Consider the following 25,150-nt stretch of genomic DNA (forward strand, 5'->3'; position numbering starts at 1 on the left):
CGCCTCAGCCGACGGCATCCGTGACGAACGTGCCGTTGACAGCGCGGAGCCGGTGGTCCCAGGACGTCCCGGGCCGGCCGAGGACCTTCTCGCTGAGCGTGGCCCGGGCACTGGTGTCGGCGGTCGCGTGCCGCTGGTCCCGCGGCACCCCGTAGATCCAGCTCGCCTGCCCGTCGTAGGACGAGGTCTCCGACCGGCTCGACAGGCGCGCCGCGCCGCGCGTCAGCGAGTCGTCGCGCGACCACGTGATGGCGATGTCGCCCGTGACGTCGTACGCGCCGGCGATGTCGCCGCGCGGATGGAAGCCGAGGACACCGTCCTTGTCCCAGCGGTGTCCGGTGCGTTCGACGGTCGGGGTCCCGTTCGCGAGCCCGGTCGCCACCACCTGGGTGTCGGTCCACGACGCCGTGAGCGTGTCGTCGGCCTCGTCGTCGGTCCACACGTGCCGCGACGTGTTCTCGAGCCGGCGCGTGACCGTGGTCGTCACCGGCCCGCGCGAGGTGGACAGCGTTCCCGTGACGCGGAGCTGACGTCGCGCGTCGAGATCGACGTGGCCCGCCTGGTCCCCCGCCCCCGACACGGCGCTCTCCACGACGGGGTCGCCTGCGTATGCCGTCCCGGTCGTCCCTGCGACGACGCTGCGGCCCGCGTCGCGCCAGATCCGGAAACGTGGCGAGATCGTCCAGCCGCCCTGACCGGACGGCAAACCCACGACCGAGAGGCGCACGTCGTGCGGTCTGCCGTCGTTGAGGCGGCCCAGGAACGGCGTCAGGTCGTAGCCGAGCGGCGGGATGTCGAAGGCCTTCGGTGACGGGATGGTGTACCAGAGGAACGGGTTGCTCCAGCCTCCGGTGTAGACGACGGGGTACGGCGCCGCGATCCCGGCGAGCTGCCCGTCGATGCGCACGTCGACCTCGCGGTAGGGCAGGCCGTCCGGACACGAGTAGCCCGTGCTCGCGGGGGCGCTCGTGTCCCAGAACTCCTCGCAGCCACCGCCGGAACCGGTCGCGAAGACGTCCGCGAGCAACCGGGTCGAGTTGCGGGGCACGGTCAGCGAGCCGACGAGGTCGGTGCCGTCGCGGGAGGTGTCGGAGAGCGGAAGGACGGCGTCGGACGTCCGGGCCGCCGGGGTGCCGCGTCCCGTGGTGTAGAAGTCGAGCTCGACCGTGACGTGGATGACTCCGGTGTACGTGGAGTCGACGACGTTGCCGATGAAGGCCTGCACCTGCTGCGGGTCCGCGAGCAGCGGCGCGAGGTCGGTGACGTCCTTCTCGACGTGCCAACGGATCCCGTCGACGCTCGGCTCGGGCGTCGAGAGCGTCAGCATGCGCACGCCACCGACGTCGACGTAGCCGATGCGGTCGAACTGCCGCCCGGCCACCGAACCCTCGAGCCGCATGACGACCGTGGACCACGGACCTGCGCACCCGACGGGCGGGGTGTAGGCCCGCGTGTGGACGTCGAAGTCGTCGAACGCGTCGTCGACGACCCGCACGGTGCAGTGACGGGTGGGTGGCACGGCGACGGGTGGCTCCGGGGTGCGCGGGTCGTCCCAGTCGGTGCCGAACTCCGGTGGCGGGGCAGCGGCGGGCGCGGTCGAAGGGACGGCGGCGGGACCGGTCGAGGGCAGGCCAGAGGCCGCGCTCGCGCCCGTCAGGGCGAGGACCGTGCCCAGGAGCACCGCTGTGACGGGACGGCGACGTGGTGTGCGCATGGTTCCGACCGTAGGACCGCTCGGGTCAAGGATGGGCAAAGCGCGTGGCAGGTGACGGCATACGTCAAGAAGGGGTTGTCGTCACCGCGGTGACGACAACCCCTCCATGGAGCGGGTGCTGGAGGTCAGCTCTGCTTCGGGCTGACCTCGGGGGCGCCCTGGGCTGCGGGGGCGGAGGCCGCGGGCTTCGCGTCCACGCCGGCCTCCTTGCGCTGCGCGGACGTGATCGGCGCCGGGGCCGCGGTCAGCGGGTCGTAGCCACCGCCGGACTTCGGGAAGGCGATGACGTCGCGGATCGAGTCGGTGTGCGCGAGCAGCGAGACGATGCGGTCCCAGCCGAAGGCGATGCCGCCGTGCGGCGGGGCACCGAACGCGAATGCCTCCAGGAGGAAGCCGAACTTCTCCTGGGCGTCCTCCTCCGACAGGCCCATGACCGCGAAGACGCGCTCCTGCACGTCGCGGCGATGGATACGGATCGAGCCGCCGCCGATCTCGTTGCCGTTGCAGACGATGTCGTAGGCGTAGGCGAGCGCCGGCCCCGGGTCGGTGTCGAAGGTCTCGAGGAACTCGGGCTTGGGCGAGGTGAAGGCGTGGTGGACGGCCGTCCACGCACCGGCACCGACGGCGACGTCGCCTGAGGCGACGGCGTCGGCGGCCGGCTCGAAGAGCGGGGCGTCGACGACCCAGAGGAAGCTCCACGCGTCCTCGTCGATGAGCTCGCAGCGACGTCCGATCTCGAGTCGGGCGGCACCGAGCAGGGCCCGCGAGGGCTTGGCCGCGCCGGCGGCGAAGAAGATGCAGTCACCCGGCTTCGCGCCGACGTGCGCGGCCAGGCCGCCACGCTCGGCGTCGGTGAGGTTCTTGGCGACCGGGCCACCGAGCTCGCCGTCCTCCTGGACGAGGACGTACGCGAGACCGCGGGCGCCGCGCTGCTTGGCCCACTCCTGCCAGGCGTCGAGCTGCTTGCGCGGCTGGCTCGCACCACCCGGCATGACGACCGCACCGACGTAGTCCGCCTGGAAGACACGGAAGGTCGTGTCGGCGAAGTATCCGGTGCACTCGACGAGCTCGTTGCCGAAGCGCAGGTCGGGCTTGTCGGAGCCGTAGCGGGCCATCGCGTCGGCGTAGGTCATCCGCTGGAACGGGGCGTCGAGCTCGACGCCGATCAGGCGCCAGAGCGCCTTCACGATCGACTCGCCGAGCTCGATGATGTCGTCCTGCTCGACGAAGCTCATCTCGATGTCGAGCTGGGTGAACTCCGGCTGGCGATCGGCGCGGAAGTCCTCGTCGCGGTAGCAGCGCGCGATCTGGTAGTAGCGCTCCATTCCGGCGACCATGAGCAGCTGCTTGAACAGCTGCGGGCTCTGCGGCAGTGCGTACCACGAGCCGGGCGCGAGGCGCGCGGGCACGAGGAAGTCACGGGCACCCTCGGGCGTCGACCGGGTCAGGGTCGGGGTCTCGATCTCGACGAAGTCGCGGGCACCGAGGACGGCGCGCGCTGCGGCGTTGACCTTCGAGCGCAGGCGGATCGCGGCGCCGGCCGAGCTGGCGCCGGGGCGGCGCAGGTCGAGGTAGCGGTGCTTGAGGCGGGCCTCCTCGCCGACCGTGACGCGCTCGTCGATCTGGAACGGCAGCGGCGCAGCCGGGTTGAGCACCTGGAGCTCGCTGACGATGACCTCGATGTCGCCGGTGGGCAGGTCGGGGTTGGCGTTGCCCTCGGGGCGCTCGCGCACCTCGCCGGTGACCTTGACGCAGAACTCGTTGCGCACGTCGTGGGCGCCGCCCTGGGCGAGCACCTCGTCACGCGCGACGACCTGGGCGACGCCCGAGGCGTCACGCAGGTCGAGGAAGGCGACCCCGCCGTGGTCTCGACGCCGCGCCACCCAGCCGGTGAGGGTGACGGTCTGGCCTGCGTGGTCGGCACGGAGAGTGCCGGCCTCGTGAGTGCGGAGCACGGAGGGTCCTTCCGGGACGTGGTTCGGGCGGCACGACGGCCGCCGGGGCTGAGCTGGGAGTGCGCTGGGGCGCCCGCGGCTGGTCGGCCGTGGGCACCGAGGACCAATCCTAGACCGCCTGCGCCTAGGCTCTTCGCCGTGCAGCACTCCCGCAACCGAGACCTCGACGGCGTCCGAGGTCTCGCCATCCTCCTCGTCGTGGCGGCCCACTCCGGGCTGCCGGTGCGCTGGGGCGGCCTGTCGGGCGTGACGCTCTTCTTCGTGCTGTCCGGCTACCTCATCACGAGCCTGCTCGTCCGCGAGTGGGACCGCTGGGGGTCGGTCAGCCTGTGGCGCTTCTGGGGACGACGGGCCCTGCGCCTGCTGCCCGCGCTCGCGCTCCTGATCGTGCTCGCTCCCCTGCTGCTCTGGGCGACGGGCGACGACCGGCTCTCGACCTACCCCACCGCGGCCCTCGCCTCGCTCTTCTACGTCGGCAACTGGGTGCGCATCGGGGGCACCGACCTGGGGGTGCTCAACCACCTGTGGTCGCTCTCGGTCGAGGAGCAGTTCTACGTCGTGTGGCCGGCCGTCTTCATCGCCCTCATGACGTGGCTGCGCAGCCGCGCCCTCGCGGTCGTGCTCAGCCTGGCGGCGCTCGCGACCTTCTACTCCGTGTGGACGAGGGGCAGCGCGATCCGCCTCGACATCTCGACCGAGACGAACGCGTTCGCCCTCCTGCTCGGGGTGGCACTGGCGTTCGCGATCGCCGCGGTGCGCGCGCGTGGCTGGGAGCTGCCGTCGACGAGCCCCCTCGTGCCCTTCGTCGTCCTGGTCGCCGTGTCGGCCTTCCCCGGGCACGGGCTCGAGGTCGACCACCCGCTCTTCCGGCCGCTCGGTGCCGTCTACGCCGTGCTCGGCGTGTGGCTCGTGTATGCCGCCGTGTCGGGTCACTCGCGCGTCGTGGGCTCCCGCGTCATGGTCTTCTTCGGGACGATCAGCTACGCGCTCTACCTGTGGCACCAGACGTTCATCAACAGCAGGCTGCTCGGCGAGCACACGACCCCACGCAACCTCGTGCTCATCGCGGCCGCGGTCCTCGTCTCGTGGCTCTCATGGGTGCTCGTCGAGCGACCCGTGGGCCGGCTGCGCGGTCGGCTGCGTCTCGACCAGCCGTCGCGTCGGCAGCAGGCCTTCGCCGAGACCCGCGACCGGGCCGCGCGGGACCCGCGTCCGGCCGCCCCGACGGCGTAGACCGCCCGCGCGGGAGGGTTCCGGTCCGGCGCCGCCGGTGCGCCGCTACGCCGTCGTCCGAGCCCGGTCTCCCGCGGCTGCGGGCTCCGGGTCCGGCCCCCTGTCCGGTTCTGCTTCCGGTTCTGCGTGCTCGTCGACGTTGCGGGAGTCGGTGAGGCTGAGCGCCCCCCAGGTGGTCACGACTCCCACGAGGACGGCCAGGACGGCATACGTCACCCGTTCACCGTGGAAGAAGGACGAGACGAGCTCGGGGCTCCAGGTGCCTGCCGGCAGGACCGTCGTCACGAGGACGGCCACGAGGGTGCCGACGACCGCGGTGCCGACGCTCGTCCCGACCTCCTGGGCCGTGTCGTTGAGAGCGGTGCCGATCGACGTCCGGTTGGCGGGCATCGCCTCGACGAGCGCCACCGCGCAGATCGTCATGACCGTGCGCAGGCCTACCGTCATGACGACCATGGAGGCAGCGATGGCGGGGTAGCCCCGGTCGACGCCCCACGCGAGGCCCAGGAGCGAGCCCGCGACGAGGGCCGCACCGACGAGGCACGCGATCCGGTGGCCGAAGCGCCGGGCGAGCCATTCCGAGAGCGGAGTGGCGAGGATCATCGTCATGATGAGCGGCAGGTTGGCGAGGCCGGCGCGCACCGGGCTCCAGCCGTAGGCGTACTGGAAGTGCAGGATGAGGCCGAACATGACCCCGGCCATCGCGATCGAGGTCCCGGCCTGTGCCACGGCGGCGCCGCGCACCGTGCCCCGCGAGAAGAGCGAGAGGTCGAGCATCGGTGAGGCGGAACGTCGCTCGTGCCGGACGAACGCGAAGAGGGCGAGGCCGGCACCGAGGACCGCCGCGACCGTGGTGGCCGACACCCAGCCGTGCTCGACGCCGCTCGTCAGGGCGTAGCAGCCGAGGCCGATGGCCGCGATGCTCAGCAGGGCGCCGGCCAGGTCGAGCCGGTCGTCGGTGAGGTCCTCGCGGCGGTCGGCGGGCACCCCGAGCCGGACTCCGACCCACGCGACCAGGGCGATGGGCGCGTTGACGAGGAGCAGCCACTCCCACCGGACGTGGGCGAGCGCCGTGCCGCCGAGGAGGGGGCCGAGGACGAAGCCGGACATCCCGACGATGATCATCACGGTCATGGCCCGCATGCGCAGGGCCTGGTCGTCGAAGAGCCGGAAGACGAGCGAGTTGGTGATCGGAGCCATCGCCGCCGCCGCGATCCCGAGGGCCGCTCGGAGCGCGATGAGCTCGCCGGTCGTGGACACTGCGGCCACTCCGAGGCTGATGACGCCGAAGCCGGCGAGACCCCAGAGGAGCACCCGGCGTCGGCCGAGCCGGTCGGCGGCCGAGCCCGCGGTCAGCAGCAGGCCGCCGAACGTCAGCGAGTAGGCACCGGTGACCCACTGCAGCGCCGTCGTGGCGCCACCGAGGTCGCGGCCGATGGTGGGCAACGCGATGGTCAGGAGGGTGTTGTCCACCATCTCGACGAAGAAGGCGAGGCAGAGGGCGAGCATGGGCACCGAGGCCGCGCGGAGCGAGGCATAGGTCCGAGACGGGCCGGGGATCGTCGTGGTCATGGCACCTCCTGAAGTATCGAACGGCGTTCGACTCTCGAACACAGTTCGATAATATAGAACAGTGTTCGATGTAATGCAAGAACGACGGCACCGGGTGTGGTGGGATGGGGCCATGAGCCCACAGCGCCAGCGCGACGCCAGCCCCCCGAGGGGGCGCCGCCGGGCCTCGCACTCCCTCGACGCCGTGCTCTCGGAGGCGGTCGCCCTGCTCGACACGAGCGGCGAGCAGGCTCTGACGTTCCGGGCCCTGGCGGGCCGGCTCGGTGGGGGCGCCGCGAGCATCTACTGGTACGTCTCGAGCAAGGACGAGCTGCTCGACCGCGCCGCCGACCACGTCCTCGCGGATGTGCTGGCTGCCGTCCAGGACGTGGGGACCGGCGATCCCGTCGACGACCTCCGGACCATGGCCCTCAGGATCTTCGACGCCATCGTCGAGCGGCCCTGGCTGGGCGCGTACTTCATGCGCAACACGGAGGTGCAGCCGAACGCCCTGGCGATCTACGAGCGTCTCGGCGAACAGGTGCTCCGCCTCGACCTCACACCGCGGCAGAGCTTCCACGCGGTCTCCGCGGTCGTCGGCTTCGTCGTCGGCACGGCGGCCGACATGGGCCAGCAGCCCCCGGAGGAGGTCCTCTCCGGAACGCTCGGACGCGACGAGTACCTCGCCAGATATGCCGCGCAGTGGCGTGAGCTCGACCCCGCCACGTTCCCGTTCGTGCACGTCGTCGTCGACGAGTTCGCGGGTCACGACGACGCCGAGCAGTTCCGCGCCGGACTCGACCTCATCCTCGCCGGGCTGCGCCTGCAGGCCGGGACCTGAGCGGTCAGCTCCGAAGGCGGCGGGCGATGTCCCCGCCACGCGGCTCAGACCGGTCGGAGGTCCCGGCCGGCCTCGGTGGCGAGCGCGTCGACCGCCGCGGCGAGCGCGGGCCGGTCGGTCATGGTGCGCCGCCAGACGAGGCTGACCGTCCGTTCGGACACCGGGTCGACGATGGGGACGGCGACGACCCGACCCGGGAGCTGGCCTCGGCCGAGGCGTGGCACGAGGGCGATGGCCTCCCCCTCGGCGACGAGGGCGATGTGGGTGGCGAACTCGAGGGCGACATGGGCGATCCGGGGAGCGCGACCGACGTCGGCATACATCTTCTGCAGCCACTGGTGGCAGATGGAGCCGGGCGCGACGCTGGCCCAGGCCTCGTCGAGCACGTCACCGACCCCGAGGCTGGCACGGGCGCCGAGCGGGTGGTCCTCGTGAACGAGGACGTCGGCGCGGTCCCGTCCGAGGTCTCGCACCTCGAGGTGGTCCGGGATGGCGAGCGGCAGTGGCTCCCAGTTGTGCACGAGGGCGAGGTCGTGCGTGCCGGCGGCCACCGCATCCACCGCGTCCCAGGGGTCGATCTCGTCGGGCCGGAGGACGACGTCGGGTGCGGTCGCGCGAAGGCGGCCGATGGCGCCCACGACGATCCCGCGGTAGGCCGTGGCGAAGGTCGCGAGGCGCACCGTGCCGACCGTCTCACCGCTCGCCCCGTGGAGGCGCGACTCGAGCCGCTCCATGTCGGCCAGCAGGGCCCGGGCCGCGTCCGAGAGGGTCCGGCCCGCCTCGGTGAGCAGCACGCCGCGACCCTGCCGCTCGAGCAGCTGCACCCCGGTCTGGGTCTCGAGGCGCTTGATCTGCTGGGACACCGCGCTCGGGGTGTAGTCGAGGGCGGACGCGGCGGCCCCGACGGAGCCGTGGGCCTCGACAGCCACGAGCGAGCGCAGGGCGACCGGATCGATCATGTAGCGATGCTACATGGTGGGCCTCATGACAGTTTGATGGACGTGAACGGTCTGCAGCCCCGACGATGAGGTCATGCGCCGCCGTGACACCGCCCTCGCCGTGCTCGTCGCCCTCATCTGGGGCACGAACTTCGTCGCCATCCGCACCGGCATCGACTCGGTGCCGCCGTTCCTCTTCCTCGCGGTGCGCTTCGTCGTCGTCTGCATCCCGGCGGTCTTCCTCGTCCGACGGCCGGGGCTGCCGTGGCGCGACCTCGCCCTCATCGGCCTCTTCACGAGTCTCGGCCAGTTCGCACTCATGTACCTCGCTCTGCACCTCGGGATGCCGCCGGGCCTGTCGTCGCTCGTGCTCCAGGCGCAGGTGCTCCTCACCGTCGTCATCGCCGCCGTCTGGCTGCGCGAGCGTCCGTCGACGGCCCAGCGCATCGGTGTCGCCCTGGGAGGAGCCGGACTCCTGACGATCGCGGTCGGTCGTGGGCTCTCAGCCCCGCTGCTCCCCCTCGTCGTGCTCGTGCTGGCCGCCGTGTCCTGGGCCGTGGGCAACGTGCTGACCCGCCGTGCGGGGGCGCTGACGGGTCCGGGCGCCGGGCTCGGGGTGACGGTCTGGTCGGGCCTCGTCGTGCCGGTGCCGGCCCTCGCACTCTCGTTCGCGTTCGAGGGACCGGAGGCCATCGGGGAGGCCCTGGGTCACCTGCAGTGGCAGGCCGTCGCCTCGACCGCCTACACCGCCTACCTCTCCTCCCTCGTCGGCTACGGGATCTGGAACACGCTGCTCAGCCGGCACCCCGTCGCGAAGGTGACGCCGTTCGCGATGCTCGTGCCGGTGTTCGGCATGGCCGCCGCGGCGGTCGCGTTCGACGAGAGGCCCAACGTCCTCGAGCTGGCCGGCGGGCTCGTGCTGCTCGCCGGCGTCGCCGTGGCGGTCACCCGGCGACGTGGCGGGGTGGCGGTGGCATCGCCGGCCGTGCCCGCCGACGGGTCACCCGTGCTCGCCGTCGACATAGAGCCAGCGACCGGCCCGACGGGCGAAGCGGCTGACCTCGTGCAGCTCGCCCCGACGCCCGGCACCCGCTGAGGACTCCGACCACCGGGCGACGAACTCGACGACACCGTCCTCGTCGTCGGTCCCGCCGCGCTCGCTCCGCAGCACCGTCAGGCCGGTCCAGCGCGTCGCCGCGTCGAGGTCGACCCGCTCGGGCCGGGTCCGTGGGTGCCAGCTGCGCACGAGGTACGCCTCGTCCCCCACGGCGAACGCCGTGTAGCGCGAGCGCATGAGCTCCTCCGCGGTGGCGGCCGGACGGTCGCCCGCGTGGAGCGGACCGCAGCAGGCGGCATACGCCTGCTGCTGCGGGCCGCCACCGCACGGGCACCGCGCCGAGGCAGCCGGCCCGAAGGCCCCGCTCACGAGCGCTGGACGCGCTGGGCCTCGCGGGCGGGCCAGGGCGCGTCGTGCGGTCGCAACGTCGACCACCCACGGCCTCGGGACAGCCCAGCGGAGAGCAGCCCGACGAGCGTGGCCGAGTTGCTGATGCGTCCGTCGAGCGCCGCGTCGACGGCGTCGTCGAGCGAGACCCAGAGCGGTCGGATCCCGAGCTCCTCGGCGGTGCGCTGGTGGGCGTCGGCCGCGGCGACCTCGTGCAGGCCCCGAGCGAGGAAGATCCGCACCGTCTCGGGGAACGCCCCCGGCGACGTGACGTCGTCGGCGAGCACGTGCCAATCGTCGGCCGTCAGGTCGACCTCCTCGGCCAGCTCACGCGCGGCGGCCTCCCACGGCGGCTCGCCGTCGACGTCGAGCAAGCCGGCGGGGAGCTCCCACACGTGGCCGCCACTCGCGTGGCGGTACTGCCGGATGAGGAGCACGTGCGAGACCCCGTCGAGCTCGCGCAGGGCGAGCACGGCGACGGCGCCGGGGTGCGTCACGAAGTCACGGGTGACGACTCCCCCGGCGCCGAGGTCGACGCGTTCGCGCACGACGTCGAAGATGATCCCCTCGAAGGGGGTCGTCGTCTCGACCACCGGCTCGGCGGTCCACTCCTCGACGAGGTCGGCTGCGGTGCCCCGCGGCGCGTCCAGGCTCACCCGCGGCTCAGTCGGCGTCCGGGACGGCACCCGACGCGGAGACGGACGCGAGCTCGTCGCGCCCGGCACGCTCGTCGGCGTCCCGATCGGCCTGGCCGGCGTCGACCGCGGCACGGTGACGCTCGACCTCCACGAGACGCTCGCTGCGCTGGCGCTGCAGTGCGGCCCCGACCAGCCCTGCGAAGAGCGGGTGCGCGCGGTTGGGACGCGACAGGAACTCCGGGTGCGCCTGCGTCGACACGTAGTACGGGTGCACCTCGCGGGGGAGCTCGACGAACTCGACGAGCGTGCCGTCGGGCGAGGTGCCGGAGAAGACGAGACCCGCCTTCTCGAGGTCGGCCCGGTAGGAGTTGTTGACCTCGTAGCGGTGGCGGTGGCGCTCCTTGACCTCGGCCTCGCCGTAGGCCTCGCGGATGACGCTGCCCTCCTTGAGCGCAGCCGGGTAGAGCCCGAGGCGCATCGTGCCGCCGAGGTCGCCGGCGCCCTCGACGAACGCCTTCTGCTCCTCCATCGTGGCGATGACGGGGTGGTCGGTCTCGGGGTCGAACTCGGTCGAGCTCGCGTCCTGGTTGCCGAGGACGGCGCGGGCGTACTCGATGACCATGCACTGCAGGCCGAGGCAGATGCCGAGCGTCGGCACCTGCTTCTCGCGGGCCCACGTCAGCGCACCGAGCTTGCCCTCGATGCCGCGTACGCCGAAGCCGCCGGGCACGAGGACTGCGTCGACGCCCCCGAGCGCCTTCTGGGCCCCGGCCGGGGTCTGGCACTCGTCGCTGGCGACCCAGCGGATGTTGACCTTGGCGTCGTGGTGGAAACCGCCGGCACGCAGCGCCTCGGTGACCGAGAGGTACGCGTCGGGCAGGTCGATGTACTTGCCGACGAGCGCGATCTCGATGTCGTGCTCCGGGTCGTGGACCCGCTGGAGCAGCTCGTCCCACTCGGTCCAGTCGACGTCGCGGAAGTTGAGCCCGAGCCGGCGGATGACGTAGGCGTCGAGGCCCTCGCGGTGCAGCACCTTGGGGATGTCGTAGATGCTCGGGGCGTCGACTGCCGCGGCCACCGCGGTCACGTCGACGTCGCACATGAGCGAGATCTTGCGCTTGATCGGGTCGGGGATCTCGCGGTCGGCTCGCAGCACGAGGCCGTCGGGCTGGATGCCGACCTGGCGCAGGGCGGCCACGGAGTGCTGGGTCGGCTTCGTCTTCAGCTCGCCGCTCGGCGCGAGGTAGGGCACCAGCGAGACGTGCAGGAAGAAGCTGTGGTCGCGGCCGATGAGGTGGCGCACCTGGCGGGCCGCCTCGAGAAAGGGCAGCGACTCGATGTCACCGACCGTGCCGCCGATCTCGGTGATGATGACGTCCGGGGCGTCCGGACCTCCGGTGGCGAGCGCGCGCATCCGGGCGACGATCTCGTTGGTGATGTGCGGGATGACCTGGACCGTGTCGCCGAGGTACTCGCCGCGGCGCTCCTTGGCGATGACGTTGTTGTAGACCTGCCCGGTCGTCACGTTGGCGCTGCCGACGAGGTTGACGTCGAGGAAGCGCTCGTAGTGGCCGATGTCCAGATCGGTCTCGGCTCCGTCGTCGGTCACGAAGACCTCGCCGTGCTGGAACGGGTTCATCGTCCCGGGATCGACGTTGATGTAGGGGTCGAGCTTCTGCATCGTGACCCGCAGGCCCCGCGATCTGAGAAGTCGTCCGAGGCTCGAGGCGGTGAGCCCCTTGCCGAGAGAGGAGGCGACGCCCCCGGTCACAAAGATGTGCTTCGTCGTATCCACCACGGGCTTTGAGTCTACGTCACTCCGCGGGGGTCCGTGACGTAGCGTTCCACCCACCGGCGCGTCTCGTCGTCGGGAGTGGGCCATCCGGCCGCCAGCACGCGGGCGGCGGCACCGTCGCGGAGCCTGGCCGCCGGGTCGCTGAGCAGGTGGTCCACTCGGTCCGCCACTGCGGCCGGGTCACCTACGGCGACAAGCGAACCCGCGTCCCCCACGAGGTCGGGTAGGCCGCCGGTCCTAGTCACCACGACGGGCAGCCCCGCTGCCATGGCTTCCTGGACAACGAGCGCCCGAGCTTCCCAGCGACTGGTGAGGACGAAGACGTCGGCGGCGCGGAACCACTCGGGCACATCGGTGCGGGCCCCCACGAACCGGACCTGCGCCGCGGCGACGTCGCCCTCCCCCTGCGGTATGCCGTCCGCCTCCTCCTCGAGGCGGGCGCGGAGCCGCGCGTCGCCGTCGCCGACGACGACCCACGTCGCGGCGGCGTGCGACAGTCGCGCGGCCTGCACGAGGGTCGGGAGGTCCTTCTGGGGTGCGATGCGCGACACCGTGAGCACGACGGGACGATCGGTGGCGATGCCCGCCGCGGCAAGGAAGGCGGCCCGCTCGGTGGCGTCGAGGGCAGGTCGACCCCGGAGGTCGGCGACCGCGGCGGACGGCACGTGGGCCAGCTCGGTGCATCGGGCCCCCAGTCGATCGGCGAGCTCGACGAGGTCGGCGCTCGCACCTGTCACGAGGTCGGCCCGGCGCAGGGACCAGCTGAGCAGACGGCGGGCGACCGATGCCCTGGCGCGTGCGCTCGCGGACGGACCGGCCGGTGGGAGGTCGTTGTGGAGGGAGACCACGAGCCGCGGGCGTGGCCGGGCCCGGCTGACGGCCACGGCAGCGACAACGGCAGCCTGGTGCCCGTGTGCGTGCACGACGTCGACGGTGCACGCGAGGCGCATGATGCGGTGCCAGTCCACGAGACCGCGAGGAGCGCGCACCCCGCTGTGGACCGGCCACAGCCGGAGGGCGTCGGTCCAGCCGAAGGTGCGCGCCGTCGAGTCGGCCGTCACGACCTCGACCTCATGACCCTGCTCGCGCAGGCCGGTCACGAGGGCGTCGACGTGCGCGCCGACTCCCCCGGCCGCCCGGCCGAGCACCATGAGCACCTTCATCGCGTCTCCGAGGGGCCGGTGGCGTCGGACGTGCGGGCCGGGTCCACGACGCTCGGCGAACCGACGCTCGGCGAACCGGCGGTCGAGGAAGCGGGTCGTCGCCGACGCAGGCGGGTGAGCACCGACCGGTCTACGAGCAGGACGACGACCACGAGGGCCGCCGTGGCGGCCAGCGCGACGGCCACGGCCTGGACGGCGGCGGCCAGGAGTGCATCGGGGGTCCACAGACCACCGAGCCACCACCCGAGGACTGCCGCCGCCGCAGCTCCGGCGATCCCGGCGGCGACCGGGCGCACCGGGACGGCCAGCGCCGCGCCGCCCCAGCTCCGCGCGACGAGGACCGCGAGCGCGACCGCCCCGGCCACGAGCCCCACGCTCGTGCCGAGGGTCAGGGCGCGCACGGTGGCGTCAGGTCCGGCGTCGCCCTCGAGAGCCACGAGGGGCACGAAGGTCGTCGTGAGCCAGGCCACGGCGACCACCGCGCCGGCGACCCGCGCGCGGCCGCGGACGTACGACGCCCGGGTCAGCAGTCCGATCGCGCAGAGCCCGACGATGCCGGGAGCCACGAGCGCCAGGGCGTCGGGGATGGCCGACAGGGCCTCGGCGCCCGTCCGGTCCGCTCGTCCCGCGTCGAGCAGTGCGAAGAAGGCGCCGACCGGTCGGGCGACGGCCACGAGCAGCCCCCCGGCCAGCAGGCCGGCGAGAAGAGTCGCGAGCCAGGTGCGACGCAGCACGTCCACGGCCGCCGGGCCCGGCGCAGAGCCCGGCGCAGGGCCCGGCGCGGGAGTCACGGTCCCGGCCCGCGGTGTCGCGTCCCGGCCGGCCTCCGCACTGCCCGCCAGCGTCGGGAACGCCGCTGTTGCGAGCGGGACGGCGAGGACGGCATACGGCAGCAGCGAGACAGCCTGGACGTAGGTGTAGACGTTGAGCGTCCCGGGGCCGCCCCGGTCGTTGGCGAGACGGATGAAGACGAGGGTCGCCAGCTGCTGTCCGGCGACGGCGAGCAGCCCCGCCACGGCGAGTCGCCGGACCCTGGCGGCGACGCCGTGGGGGAAGCGGGTCGTCAGGCGGAGGTCGATGCCGGCGCGACGCACCGGGACGAGGAGCGGCAGGGACAGGGCCACGACCCCGAGGGTCGTGCCGACGGCGAGCACCGTGGTCGCCGATGTCGGCACCTGCGGGATCACCGCCGCCGGGTCGGCGGCGAGGGCGGCGTACGCGACGTAGGTCGCGATCACGACAAGGCTCGACATGAGCGGGGCCAGGGCCGCCGCGACGAAGCGGTGGTGCGACTGGAGCAGCCCGCCGAGCACGATGCCGACGCCGTAGAGCGGGATCTGGATCGCGAAGACCCGCAGCAGGTCGGTGCCGAGACCCACCGCACCGGGACAGGACCCTCCGGCTCCGAGCAGAGCGCGCGCGATCGGCTCGGCGGCGAGGGCGACGAGCAGCCCGAGCGGCACGAGGACGACGAGCACCCACGTCAGCAGGGCGGAGGCCGTGTGGTCGGCCTCGGCCTTGTCCCCGCGGGCCAGCGCGCCCGCGACGAGGGGCACGGCGACTGCGGCGAGCACTCCCCCGGCCGCGATCTCGAAGAGCACGTTCGGCACGGCGTTGACCGACTGGTAGACGCTGCCGACACACGTCGCGCCGACCGAGTGCGAGAAGACGAACCATCGGCCGAAACCGACGACACGAGCGACGAGCGTGATGACCGCGATGGTCCCGGCCGCGGCGAACAGCCCACGGCGAGAGGCATGCCCGTTCACGGGGGCCCGGTCACTCATCGGGGCTCCCGGCCCCACTCGTCGAGCCCGCGCAGGACCGGGTGGGCCTCGATGACGCGGGTGAAGCTGACACGCTCAGAGGCAAGCGTCAGCGCAGCCAGGCCGGCGAGCGCCACCGCCCGACCGAGGAGCCCGGTGCGCTCGACGAGCGCGAGACCTACGAGTGCCCCGGCGGCGTTGGCGCCCGTGTCACCGAGCATCGACGTCGCGCGGAGGTCGTCGCGGACGACGCCGAGCGAGGCGCCGACCGCGGCCGCTGCCGGCGCACTGCCGACGAGCGGGAGCCCGGCCGCGGCGGTGACCTTCAGGGCTCGTCCGGGACGCAGGTCGAAGAGGTTGACGGCGTTGGCGGCGCCTGCGACGACGGCGCCACCGACGAGGGTGGCGAGCGCCCCGGGACGGGTCGGTCGCCCCACGTCGGCGAGCGCGGCACCCAGCAGCCCGGTGACGCCGAGTCCGACGATCTTGACCGTGCCCGTGGTGACCTCACCACGCGTGAGCGCCCCCAGGTGACCCTTGAGGCCCTTGTCCGACGCACCTCCGGCGAGGTCGTCGAGCGCCCCGAGAGCACCGGCGGCGACGGCGACGGCTAGGGCCGACGAGGCCGACGAGGCCGACGAGGCCGACGAGGCCGACGAGGCGCCGATCGATGGGGCGGTCGCACCGCGGGACAGGCGTGAGGCCACGGCGCCGGCGGCGATGCCGGCCACGGCGCCGCCGACCCAGGCGGGACCCTCGAGGAGGGTGACGCGACGGCCGGCGTGGTTGGTGCGCTCCCATGGTTCGCGGAGGGCAGGCGCCAATCGCCGGGACAGCCGCAGCACCGCCCACGACCCCGCTGCCGACCCGACGAGGGCAGCGAGGGACGACACGCCGGACGGGCTCGTGCGACGCCTCGACGTCACGGAAGCACCCGGGGGACGGTGGCCGTGGCTCCCGTGGCGACGCCGTAGTGGCCGACCCGCTCGTCGAGGACGTTCTCGATGGCGAGGACCACGATGGCAGGCCCGTCGCCGGCCCGGGCATGGTCGACGGTGGCGACGATCTCGGCGGTCTCGGACTTCTCGCGCACGGCTTGGACGGCGTTGGACGTCACGGGCTGGCCCGCCGCTGCGACCGTCTCACCACCGGCGACGACGGTGGCGCGGGTCGAGCCGGCGAACGATGTGACCAGGGCTCTGACGGCGTCGGAGCGGGCGGTCACCGCCGACTCGGTGCCCGCGTAGTCGGCGGACACGACGATGGCAAGGTCGGCCGGCGCGAGGTCGGCCACCGAGCTGTCGACGAGGCCTGCGTCGACCAGCACCTTGAGAGCGGCCGAGCGCTGCGGTGAGCTGCCGGTGTTGCCCGTCGAGACCGTGAGATCGGTGAGCACCTGCACGAGCAGGACGTCGCCCGACGCGCTCGTGTCGATCCCGAGCGCCGACGCGGCCTCCTTGGCGGCCTGGACACGGTCGGCCGACTGGCTGGGGTCGAACCAGTCGGGGCTGAGCGTGACCGTCCCGGTCAGGGCGGAGCCGCTCTGCGTCACGACGCCCTCGAGGTTCGTCGTCATCGTGCCGTCGGCGGACGGCAGCACGACGACGACCGCGCGGTGACCGGACAGCCGGGCCTTCACGACCCGCTGCTGCACGGCGGTCGCGTACTCGTCCGACGCGTCGACGATCTTCTCGCTCGTCGTCAGCTTCTCGTTGAGGGACTGCTTCTCGGTGCGCAGGGCTGCGACCTGGTCGCTCAGCTGGTTGCCGAGGTTGGCCTGCAGGGGGCCGGCCCCGAGCACGATGCCCACCGCGAGCGCGAGGAACACCGAGATGATCGAGACGAGGTGATAGCGGAAGTCGATCACGAGAGGATCCCAACGACGGCAGTCCAGAGGTCGTCCCAGCGGGCCGCGAGGACCTGCAGCCACGCCTGCCCCGCCGGTGTGGACGCGAGGGCTGCGAAGAAGGCGAGCACACCTGCGAGGAGCATCGTCACGAGCAGTCGACCCGGGATGCGGGCGCGGTAGAGCTGGCTGACGCCCTTGGCGTCGACGAGCTTGCCGCCGACGCGCAGCCGGGTCAGGAACGTCGAGGCCTGCCCGTCGCGACCCTTGTCGAGGAACTCGACGAGGGTGACGTGGGTGCCGACGGCGACGATGAGCTCAGCACCGGAGTCGTCGGCGAGGAGCATCGCGACGTCCTCGCTCGTGCCGGCGGCCGGGAAGACGACCGGCGTGATCCCGAGCGCCTCGACGCGCGCGAGACCCGGGGCGCGCCCGTCGCGGTAGGCATGCACGACGATCTCGGCGCCGCACCGCAGCGCCTTGTCCGAGACGGAGTCCATGTCACCGACGATGAGGTCGGGCTGGTGGCCGGACTCGAGGATCGCGTCGGCGCCGCCGTCGACGCCGATGAGGATCGGGCGGAACTCGCGGATGTAGGGACGCAGGGTCTCGAGGTCCTCGCGGTAGTGGTAGCCGCGTACGACGATGAGGCAGTGCCGCCCGTCCAGCTCGGTGGTGATCGGTGGCACGCCGATGCCGTCGAGGAGCAGGTCGCGCTCCTTGCGGATGTACTCCATCGTGTTCGTCGCGAAGGCCTCGATCTGCACGGCGAGCCCGGCCCGCGCCTCGTGCATCTGCGCCTTCACCGCATCGGCGTCGAGCAGCGTGCCGGTGGCGACCCGCGACTCACCCGACCACAGGGCACTGCCGTCGAGGCGGACCGGCTGGCCCTCGGCGAGCGTCATGACCTCGGGACCGGCGGCGTCGAGCACGGGGATGCCGGCCTCGACGAGGATCTGCGGGCCGAGGTTCGGGTAGCGGCCACTGATCGAGGCGCTTGCGTTGACGACCGCCGCGGGGCGGACGCTCACGAGGGCGTCGGCGCTGACCTTGTCGAGGTCCGCATGGTCGATGACCGCGATGTCGCCCGGTTGCAGCCGCTTCGTCAGGGCCTTGGTCCGCCGGTCGACGCGTGCGGTGCCGACCACGCCCGGACCGGTGTCTCGGGCATGCGAACGGCGGCGGATGGAGAGGGCCATGATGGCCTCAATCGTGCCACGTCGGTGGATCGGCGCCCCCATCGGTCCGAGCCGCGGCGCGGCACGCGGCAGGAGTCTCGGGATGGGCCTCGACCGTCTCTCGGGACGCCCATGCGATCAGGCGCGCGCGCCGCTGCGGGCGACCGGACGCGCACCCACCCGGGCGCCGCTGGTCTGCTCGAGCAGGTCGCCGGCGTGGGCCAGACCGGCCTCGGAGTCGGGGTCACCGCCCATCATCCGCGAGAGCTCCCGCAGCCGGGCGTCGCCGTCGACCACGGAGACGCTGCTCGAGGTGATGCGGCCGTCGTCGGACTTGTGCACGACGAGGTGCCGGTCGGCGAACGCCGCCACCTGCGCGAGGTGGGTGACGACGATGACCTGGGCGTGCTCGGCCAGTGCCGCCAGACGTGCACCCACGTCGAGGGCTGCCCGACCGCCGACGCCGGCATCGACCTCGTCGAAGACGAACGTGGGTGGTCCGCTCGCGGCCTCGCCCGAGGCGCTGCGCGAGCCGACGACCTCGAGGGCGAGCATGACGCGCGAGAGCTCACCGCCGGAGGCGGCACGGGACACGCTGCGCGGCGTCGCACCGGGGTTGGCGGCGAGCAGGATCTCGACGTCGTCGATGCCGTGTCGGGCCAGCCGCACGCGGTCACCGTCGGGCAGCACGACGCCCTCGGGGTCGGTGCGACGACGCAGCTCGACCTGGACGACGGCCTTGCCCATCGCCAGGTGCGAGAGCTCCTCGGAGACGCGGGTGCCGAAGTCGTCACCGGCGGCGCGGCGAGCCTCCGACAGCGCGACGGCGGCCTCGACGACGGACGCCTCGAGCTCGGCCACCTCGGCGCCGAGCCGCTCGACCCGGTCGTCGGCCGTCACGAGCTCGTCGAGGCGAGCAGCCCCGCGACCCGACCACTCGAGCACCTCGTCGACGGTCTCGCCGTACTTGCGGGTGAGGACACCGAGCGCCGCCCGCCGCTCCTGCACGTAGCCCAGGCGCTGCGGGTCGAGGTCGACGTCCTCGAGGTATGACGTGAGGTCGGCCGAGAGGTCCGTGACGAGCGTGCCCACCTCGTGCAGGCGCTCGTCGAGGCCGGCGAGGGCCTGGTCGTGGGCCGTGGCGGGCCCGAGCGCACCCCGGGCCGACCCGATCAGGTCACGCACGTTGGGGGCCGGCTCGGCGGCATACTCGTCACCGCTGAGGTCAGCGAGGGCCTGGGCTGCAGCCAGACGAAGCGTGTCGGCGTGGGCGAGGCGCTCGTCCTCGGCGCGCAGCGCCACGTCCTCGCCGGGCTGGGGGTCGACGGCCTCGATCTCCTCGAGGGAGGCGGTGAGCGAGTCGATCTCACGGGCGCGCTCACGTGCTTCCGACACGAGGCGCTCGTGCTCACGGGCGGACTCGCGCCAGCGGTCGTAGAGCTCGCCGACGCGGTCGCGGAGCGCCGTGAGGTCAGGTCCGCCGAAGTCGTCGAGGACCACCCGGTGCGCGTCGCCCTGCTTGAGGCGCCACTGGTCGGCCTGGCCGTGGACGGCCACGAGCATCTGCCCGAGCTCGGCGAGCACGGCGACCGGGGCGGTGCGCCCGCCGACGTGGGCGCGCGACCGTCCGGCCGCGGCGATGGTGCGGGCGATGACGAGCTCGCCGTCCTCGTGGTCGGCGCCCGCCTCGTCGGCCCGGACGAGGGCCGGATGGTCCAGGGGCAGCTGCACGACGCCCTCGACGAGCGCCGAGGAGGAGCCGGTGCGCACGAGCCCGGAGTCGGCGCGCTCACCGAGCAACAGGCCGAGACCGGAGACGACCATGGTCTTGCCGGCGCCGGTCTCACCGGTGAGGACGTTGAGCCCGGGGCTCAGGTCGAGGACGGCGTCGTCGATGACGCCGACACCCCGGATCCTCATCTGGCTGAACACGGGTCCACCTTAGGGCCGGGCACCCGCACCGCCGTCGACGTCGTCCACGGGTGTCGTGGTGTCGCCGTTGCCGTTGCCACGCCACCCGGCGACCGACAGGTTGAACTTGGCGACGAGGCGGTCGGTGAACGGCGCGCTCGTCAGACGGGCGAGGCGAAGCGGACGCAACCCGCGGCGTACCTCGATGCGCGCGCCCGGCGGGAGGTCGACATGGCGCCGGCCGTCGCACCACATGACGCCCGCCCCCTCGGTCGCGGCCTTGATCTCGACGGCGAGGTGGGTGTCGGGACCCAGCACGAGCGGGCGGGCGAAGAGTGCGTGCGCTGCGCTGGGGACGAGGAGCATCGCCTCGACCTGCGGCCACACGACCGGCCCACCGGCCGAGAAGGCGTATGCCGTCGAGCCCGTCGGCGTGGAGACGATGACGCCGTCACAGCCCCAGCTCGACAGCGGGCGACCGTCGACCTCGACGGTGACCTCGAGCATCCGCTCGCGTGCCGCCTTCTCGACGCTGACCTCGTTGAGGGCCCAGCTGCTGGCGATGAGGTCACCGTGCAGCTTGGCGTCGACGTGGAGCGTCATGCGCTCCTCGACGGCGTAGTCGTTGCTCGCGATGTGCTCGACCGTGGCGTCGAGGTCGTCGCGCTCGGCCTCCGCGAGGAAGCCGACGTGGCCCAGGTTGACGCCGAGCAGGGGGACGTCGACGCTGCGGGCGAACTCGGCGCCGCGCAGGATCGTGCCGTCGCCGCCGAGCACCACGACGAGGTCGCACCCCTCGGCGACCTGCTCCTCGGCGGACGCGATGTGCACGCGTGCGCTGTCCTTGAGGTCGAGGGCCTCCGCCTCGTCGGCCTGGAGGGACACGTCGATGCCGAGGTGCGTGAGGCGCTCGACGACGCCCTTGGCGACCGTCAGCGCCTCGGGGCGCCTCGGGTGGGCCACGAGCAGGATCCGGCGCGTCACGGGGCTCCTTCCAGGTCGACGGCCTCCAGCATGTCATCCAACGCCGTCACGGAGGCGCCCGGGACCGGTCTCGGAGCGAGCCAGAAGAGGAACTCCCGGTTGCCGTCGCCCCCGGCGATCGGGCTGGCGCTCGCGCCGTGCAGGTGCAGGTCCAGGTCGGCCGCGACCTGCGCCACGTCCCGCAGCACACGCCGGCGTTCGTGCGGCGACGTCACGACCCCCGTGCGGCTCAGCCGCTCACGGCCCACCTCGAACTGCGGCTTGACCAGGACGACCAGGTCACCCTCGTCGGTCACGAGGGGGCGCATGGCGGGCAGCGCGATGGCGAGCGAGATGAAGCTGAGGTCGGACACGACGAGGTCGAATCGCCCTCCGAGCGCCGCGGCGTCCACGTCACGGATGTTGGTGCCGGGCAGGTCGCGGACCCTGGGGTCAGCACCGATCGTCGCGACGAGCTGGTCGTGGCCGACGTCGAGAGCCGTGACGTGCGCAGCACCCCGCTCGAGCAGGACCTGCGTGAATCCCCCCGTGCTCGCACCGACGTCGAGGCACCGTCGGCCCTCGACCGGGACGGGCCACGTGTCCAGGGCGTGGAGCAGCTTGAGGGCCGCGCGCCCCACCCACCGGTCAGGCTCACGAGTCAGCTCGATCGTCGTCGAGTCGCCGACGGGCACGGCGGGCTTGCTTGCCGGTCTGCCGTCGACGAGCACCACGCCGGCCATGACGAGCTCGCGCGCCTGGGTGCGCGACCGGGCCAGTCCGCGGGCGACGAGCTCGACGTCGAGACGACGCGTCACGCCCCACCCAGGCCGCCGAGGCGGCTCTGCAGGCTGCGGTGGGCGTGCTCGCCCGACTCGATGCGTTCCGCGAACGAGCCGGCCTGGGACTCGGCCAGGCGCATCATCGCCTCGTCGACGGCCTGGTCCCCCGTCACCGGCGGCGTCGGCACGTCAGGTGTCGTGTCGAGCGGGGCGTACGGCACCTCGGCGGCTGCCCCGTCGTCCTCGACGTCCTCGTCACGGTTCCGGTGGTCCGTGACGTCGTCGTGGGCCTCGTTCTGGGTCTCGTCGGTGTCGTCGTCCGCGAGGTCGCTCGCGCCGTCGTCGTCCGTCACGTCGGCGTCGCTCACATCGTCGGACTCGTCGGGCTCGTCGGACCAGTCGTCGAGCGTGCCGTCGAGGTCGCCGCTCCCGTCCGTGCTCGTGTCGGTCTCCGAGTCCATCGGATCGAGCTCCTCGGCGACCTGGAGCGGTTCGCCGGACCCGAGGTCGTCGCGTCGAGCGTCACTGTCGCCGAACATGTGCTGCCTCCGTGCCGAGTCGTGTGGTTCGCTGCGGTCACGCTACCGGGTCGGAGCCGCCGGATCGTCGAGCAGGCGGTCGAGGGCCCCGGCCTCGCGGCGCAGCTGCTCGCGCGGGACCCCGTCGTCACGAAGCGTCAGCAACGCCGCCAGCCCGGCGCGTACGACCTCGATGGGGGCCGCGCTCCCCCGCTCGACGCGCAGCGTCCCGTCGGTGCGTGTCACCTGCGCCGCGCCGCATCGCCAGGCTCCTCCCTCTGGCACCGGGGCGGCGTACGGCTGGAGGAGCTGGGCGAGCGAGGAGACGACATACGTCGGCGACGAACCGCTCACCACGAGGTCCGACGGCCGGTCGACACCGGTGAGGACCCACGCCGAGTCGAGACCCGAGGCCTCCGCTCCGACGATGTCGGTGGCGATCCGGTCCCCGACGGCGAGCGTCCTGTCCGCCCGGCTGCCGAGGCGGTCGAGGGCCAGGTCGTAGAGCGGCGGGTGCGGCTTCCCGACGACGTCCGGGCGCCGCCGGAGCGCGGCGGCGAGCAGGTCGATGTACGCGCCGTTCCCCGGGGACTGGCCCCACGGCAGTGGCAGGGTGGCGTCGTCGTTCGTCGCGACCCAGGGCAGACCTGTGGTCAGGAGCCGGGCCGCCGTCTCGAAGTCCCGCACTCGCAGCTCCTCGCCGAAGCCCTGCAGCACGGCCGCGACGACGTCGTGCCCGAGGCGGCCGTCCGTCTCGTCGAGGCTGACGGGGGTGAGGCCGGCATCCCTCAGGGCCTCCACGACACCCTCACCGCCGAGGGCGAGCACGGCAGCGCCCGCCTCCAGCTCGTGGGCGAGCCGGGCAGCGCCGGCCTGGGCGCTCGACACGACGTCGGACGCGGTTGCCGGTGCGCCCAGACTCGCGACCTGCGCGGCCACCTCGCTCGGCACGCGCGAGGCGTTGTTCGTCGCGTAGACGACCTTGATCCCGCGAGTCACCATGTCCCGCAGTGCGTCCGGCGCCCCGGGCACGGCATCCGCCCCGCGGTACACGACACCGTCGAGGTCGCACACCACCCCGTCGTAGCCCGCGATCAGTGGCTCCGCCGATGTCTCCGTGTGCATGCGACCTCCTGCGCGAGACCCTACGACGACTCGTCGTCTGCGACACGGACCGTCCGGAACGCAGAACGGGCCCGACCGTGGAGGTCGGGCCCGTTCTCGCTGAGGACCTCAGCGCTCGTCAGCGTCCTCGTCGTCAGCGTCCTCGTCGTCAGCGTCCTTGTCGTCGTCCTCGTCGTCGTCCTCGTCGTCAGCGTCCTCGCCATCGTCGTCAAAGGACTCGATCGGGTAGCCGTCCTCGTCCTCGTCGCCGAGCAGGTCGGTGACGTCGACGCCGTCGAGCTCCTCGAGCCGCTCCGCGGCATCCGTCGCCAGCTCGTGGTCGGCGTCCGCAGCCCTGGCGAACCAGTCACGTGCCACCTCGAGATCGCCGGCGGCGAGCTTGGCGTCCGCATAGGCGTAGAAGAGCCGTGCGGCAGAGGGTCGGTTCGGGTTGATCCGCTTCACGAGATCACTGAGGCCCGCGACGGCGGCGTCGAGCTGACCGAGGTCCCGGCGGATCCCGGAGACGACGATCGCCAGCTCGACGCGGTCGTCGATGGCCAGGTTGCCCGCCTCGTCGGACTGCGCCAGCTCCAGCGCCTTGTCGTGGCGTCCCAGGGCTCGCTCGCAGTCGACCATGAGCGGGAGCAGGTGGCTCGACCCGGAAAGGCGTCGGACCGTGCGGAACTCCCCCAGAGCCCGAGCCCAGTCGCCGAGGCGGTACGCGACCAGCCCCAGGGATTCTCGGGCGGCAGGAACACGACCAGCACGGCGCACGGCCGTCTCGGCGTGGGCCAGGGCTGCCTCGGGCTCGACGTCGAGCAGCTCGGCGACCATGACCAGGTGCTGGGCGACGCCCTCGGCGTTCTCCTTGGACAGGGTGCGCAGCTGGTTCTTGACCCCGCGGTCGACCTCGTGGCCGGTGACGCCCTCGCGAATGGCCGGTTCGGGCTTCCGCGGGGACTTCGGAGTCAGGCGGGGGCCACCCCTCCGGTCATCGTCCTGAGGACGGCCGGCGCCACCGCGAGCACGGTCGTCCGAACGGTAGCCGCTGCGGTCGCTGCCGCCACTGGAGCGTCGGTCATCGGAGCGGTACCCGCCCCGGTCGCTGCTGCCGCTGGAGCGTCGGTCGTCGGAGCGGTACCCGCCCCGGTCACTGCCGCCGCTGGAGCGTCGGTCGTCCGAGCGGTACCCACCCCGGTCGCTGCCGCCGCCACCGGAGGGACGGTACCCACCCCGGTCGCTGCCGCCGCCACTGGAGCGTCGGTCATCCGAGCGATACCCGCCCCGGTCACTGCTGCCGCCGCTGGAGCGACGGTCATCAGAGCGGTACCCACCGCGGTCGCTGCTGCCGCCGCTGGAGCGACGGTCATCAGAGCGGTACCCACCSCGGTCGCTGCCGCCGCCACCGGAGGGACGGTACCCACCCCGGTCGCTGCCGCCGCCACCGGAGGGACGGTACCCACCCCGGTCGCTGCCGCCGCCACYGGAGCGACGGTCATCCGAGCGATACCCGCCCCGGTCAGTGCTGCCGCCGCTGGAGCGACGGTCATCCGAGCGGTACCCACCGCGGTCGCTGCTGCCGCCGCTGGAGCGACGGTCATCAGAGCGGTACCCACCGCGGTCGCTGCTGCCGCCGCTGGATCGTCGGTCGTCGGAGCGGTACCCGCCTCGGTCGTCGCGCCCGGCGCCGGAGGGACGGTACCCACCCCGGTCGCTGCTGCCGCCACTGGAGCGACGGTCATCAGAGCGGTACCCACCGCGGTCGCTGCTGCCGCCGGAGGGACGGTAGCCGCCGCGGTCGTCGCGA

At 72.9% G+C, this 25,150-nt stretch carries 21 protein-coding genes; 3 read left to right on the forward strand and 18 right to left on the reverse strand.

The window, feature by feature from the left end; all coding sequences use genetic code 11:
- Nucleotides 1–4: 4 nt before the first annotated feature.
- A complete protein-coding gene (locus ASD90_RS14035; RefSeq protein WP_082588726.1) occupies nt 5–1,714 on the reverse strand; it encodes a peptide-N4-asparagine amidase in 1,710 nt (569 codons plus the stop codon).
- Between the two features lie 125 nt (nt 1,715–1,839).
- Nucleotides 1,840–3,669, reverse strand: a complete 1,830-nt coding sequence (aspS, locus tag ASD90_RS14040) for an aspartate--tRNA ligase (protein WP_056757547.1) — start codon at nt 3,667–3,669, stop codon at nt 1,840–1,842.
- 138 nt (nt 3,670–3,807) lie between these two features.
- Between aspS and ASD90_RS14045 the strand changes: the two genes are divergently transcribed.
- The gene (locus ASD90_RS14045) at nt 3,808–4,902 is read left to right on the forward strand and encodes an acyltransferase (protein ID WP_056757549.1); all 1,095 of its coding nucleotides are present in this window, start codon (nt 3,808–3,810) and stop codon (nt 4,900–4,902) included.
- Between the two features lie 45 nt (nt 4,903–4,947).
- Here the strand turns inward: ASD90_RS14045 and ASD90_RS14050 are convergent, their stop codons facing one another.
- On the reverse strand, nt 4,948–6,474 hold the full coding sequence (locus ASD90_RS14050; protein WP_056757552.1) for an MFS transporter: 1,527 nt from the start codon (nt 6,472–6,474) through the stop codon (nt 4,948–4,950).
- Between the two features lie 112 nt (nt 6,475–6,586).
- Here ASD90_RS14050 and ASD90_RS14055 point away from each other — a divergent pair, with 112 nt between their 5' ends.
- Complete coding sequence (locus ASD90_RS14055; protein ID WP_082588727.1) at nt 6,587–7,294, forward strand: TetR/AcrR family transcriptional regulator; 708 nt, start codon at nt 6,587–6,589, stop codon at nt 7,292–7,294.
- A 44-nt stretch (nt 7,295–7,338) separates the two neighbouring features.
- On the opposite strand, the gene ASD90_RS14060 is transcribed toward ASD90_RS14055, so the two are convergent.
- The gene (locus ASD90_RS14060) at nt 7,339–8,253 is read right to left on the reverse strand and encodes a LysR family transcriptional regulator (RefSeq protein WP_056757555.1); all 915 of its coding nucleotides are present in this window, start codon (nt 8,251–8,253) and stop codon (nt 7,339–7,341) included.
- Nucleotides 8,254–8,326: 73 nt separating this feature from the next.
- Between ASD90_RS14060 and ASD90_RS14065 the strand changes: the two genes are divergently transcribed.
- Nucleotides 8,327–9,328, forward strand: coding sequence for an EamA family transporter (locus ASD90_RS14065; protein ID WP_056757559.1), 1,002 nt, complete (start codon nt 8,327–8,329; stop codon nt 9,326–9,328).
- Here the strand turns inward: ASD90_RS14065 and ASD90_RS14070 are convergent.
- The 14 genes from ASD90_RS14070 to ASD90_RS23585 form a co-directional block, all read right to left on the reverse strand.
- On the reverse strand, nt 9,233–9,658 hold the full coding sequence (locus ASD90_RS14070; RefSeq protein WP_056757562.1) for a YchJ family protein: 426 nt from the start codon (nt 9,656–9,658) through the stop codon (nt 9,233–9,235). The two genes, ASD90_RS14065 and ASD90_RS14070, sit on opposite strands and share 96 nt — an antisense overlap.
- On the reverse strand, nt 9,655–10,332 hold the full coding sequence (locus ASD90_RS14075) for an NUDIX hydrolase (protein WP_056757763.1): 678 nt from the start codon (nt 10,330–10,332) through the stop codon (nt 9,655–9,657). The genes ASD90_RS14070 and ASD90_RS14075 overlap by 4 nt, the downstream gene beginning before the upstream one ends.
- Nucleotides 10,333–10,339: 7 nt before the next feature.
- Nucleotides 10,340–12,112: a CTP synthase gene (locus ASD90_RS14080; protein WP_082588728.1), complete on the reverse strand. Its 1,773-nt coding sequence runs from the start codon at nt 12,110–12,112 to the stop codon at nt 10,340–10,342.
- An 11-nt stretch (nt 12,113–12,123) separates the two neighbouring features.
- Nucleotides 12,124–13,272, reverse strand: a complete 1,149-nt coding sequence (locus ASD90_RS14085) for a glycosyltransferase family 4 protein (RefSeq protein WP_235506646.1) — start codon at nt 13,270–13,272, stop codon at nt 12,124–12,126.
- A complete protein-coding gene (murJ, locus tag ASD90_RS14090) occupies nt 13,269–15,059 on the reverse strand; it encodes a murein biosynthesis integral membrane protein MurJ (RefSeq protein WP_235506648.1) in 1,791 nt (596 codons plus the stop codon). Before murJ ends, ASD90_RS14085 begins: the two co-directional genes overlap by 4 nt.
- A complete protein-coding gene (locus tag ASD90_RS14095) occupies nt 15,056–15,964 on the reverse strand; it encodes a hypothetical protein (RefSeq protein WP_082588730.1) in 909 nt (302 codons plus the stop codon). Before ASD90_RS14095 ends, murJ begins: the two co-directional genes overlap by 4 nt.
- Nucleotides 15,961–16,905 (reverse strand): copper transporter, encoded by a 945-nt coding sequence (locus ASD90_RS14100; protein ID WP_056757571.1) that lies wholly within the window; start codon nt 16,903–16,905, stop codon nt 15,961–15,963. Before ASD90_RS14100 ends, ASD90_RS14095 begins: the two co-directional genes overlap by 4 nt.
- Nucleotides 16,902–18,083: a putative cytokinetic ring protein SteA gene (gene steA, locus ASD90_RS14105; protein ID WP_056757573.1), complete on the reverse strand. Its 1,182-nt coding sequence runs from the start codon at nt 18,081–18,083 to the stop codon at nt 16,902–16,904. Before steA ends, ASD90_RS14100 begins: the two co-directional genes overlap by 4 nt.
- Nucleotides 18,084–18,200: 117 nt before the next feature.
- Complete coding sequence (gene recN, locus ASD90_RS14110) at nt 18,201–19,994, reverse strand: DNA repair protein RecN (protein ID WP_082588731.1); 1,794 nt, start codon at nt 19,992–19,994, stop codon at nt 18,201–18,203.
- 9 nt (nt 19,995–20,003) lie between these two features.
- A complete protein-coding gene (locus tag ASD90_RS14115; protein ID WP_056757576.1) occupies nt 20,004–20,957 on the reverse strand; it encodes an NAD kinase in 954 nt (317 codons plus the stop codon).
- On the reverse strand, nt 20,954–21,754 hold the full coding sequence (locus tag ASD90_RS14120; protein WP_056757579.1) for a TlyA family RNA methyltransferase: 801 nt from the start codon (nt 21,752–21,754) through the stop codon (nt 20,954–20,956). The genes ASD90_RS14115 and ASD90_RS14120 overlap by 4 nt, the downstream gene beginning before the upstream one ends.
- Nucleotides 21,751–22,257 carry a hypothetical protein gene (locus ASD90_RS14125; RefSeq protein WP_056757583.1) on the reverse strand — a complete coding sequence of 169 codons (507 nt, stop codon included), beginning with the start codon at nt 22,255–22,257 and terminating at the stop codon, nt 21,751–21,753. Before ASD90_RS14125 ends, ASD90_RS14120 begins: the two co-directional genes overlap by 4 nt.
- Before the next feature lie 42 nt (nt 22,258–22,299).
- On the reverse strand, nt 22,300–23,361 hold the full coding sequence (locus ASD90_RS14130) for an HAD-IIA family hydrolase (protein WP_056757586.1): 1,062 nt from the start codon (nt 23,359–23,361) through the stop codon (nt 22,300–22,302).
- A 108-nt stretch (nt 23,362–23,469) separates the two neighbouring features.
- Entirely contained in the window at nt 23,470–24,177 is a 708-nt protein-coding gene (locus ASD90_RS23585; RefSeq protein WP_157623180.1) for a lipopolysaccharide assembly protein LapB, read from the reverse strand.
- Nucleotides 24,178–25,150 lie beyond the last annotated feature (973 nt).

Origin of the sequence: Terrabacter sp. Root181 (genome assembly GCF_001428505.1) — a bacterium.
Taxonomy (GTDB): domain Bacteria; phylum Actinomycetota; class Actinomycetes; order Actinomycetales; family Dermatophilaceae; genus Terrabacter.

Coding starts and splice junctions, on each gene's coding strand:
- ASD90_RS14035 (WP_082588726.1), bottom strand. CDS start 1,714: ATGCGCACACCACGTCGCCGTCCCGTCACAGCGGTGCTCCTGGGCACG.
- ASD90_RS14050 (WP_056757552.1), bottom strand. CDS start 6,474: ATGACCACGACGATCCCCGGCCCGTCTCGGACCTATGCCTCGCTCCGC.
- ASD90_RS14055 (WP_082588727.1), top strand. CDS start 6,587: ATGAGCCCACAGCGCCAGCGCGACGCCAGCCCCCCGAGGGGGCGCCGC.
- ASD90_RS14060 (WP_056757555.1), bottom strand. CDS start 8,253: ATGATCGATCCGGTCGCCCTGCGCTCGCTCGTGGCTGTCGAGGCCCAC.
- ASD90_RS14065 (WP_056757559.1), top strand. CDS start 8,327: ATGCGCCGCCGTGACACCGCCCTCGCCGTGCTCGTCGCCCTCATCTGG.
- ASD90_RS14085 (WP_235506646.1), bottom strand. CDS start 13,272: ATGAAGGTGCTCATGGTGCTCGGCCGGGCGGCCGGGGGAGTCGGCGCG.
- murJ (WP_235506648.1), bottom strand. CDS start 15,059: ATGAGTGACCGGGCCCCCGTGAACGGGCATGCCTCTCGCCGTGGGCTG.
- steA (WP_056757573.1), bottom strand. CDS start 18,083: ATGGCCCTCTCCATCCGCCGCCGTTCGCATGCCCGAGACACCGGTCCG.
- ASD90_RS14125 (WP_056757583.1), bottom strand. CDS start 22,257: ATGTTCGGCGACAGTGACGCTCGACGCGACGACCTCGGGTCCGGCGAA.
- ASD90_RS14130 (WP_056757586.1), bottom strand. CDS start 23,361: ATGCACACGGAGACATCGGCGGAGCCACTGATCGCGGGCTACGACGGG.
- ASD90_RS23585 (WP_157623180.1), bottom strand. CDS start 24,177: ATGGTCGCCGAGCTGCTCGACGTCGAGCCCGAGGCAGCCCTGGCCCAC.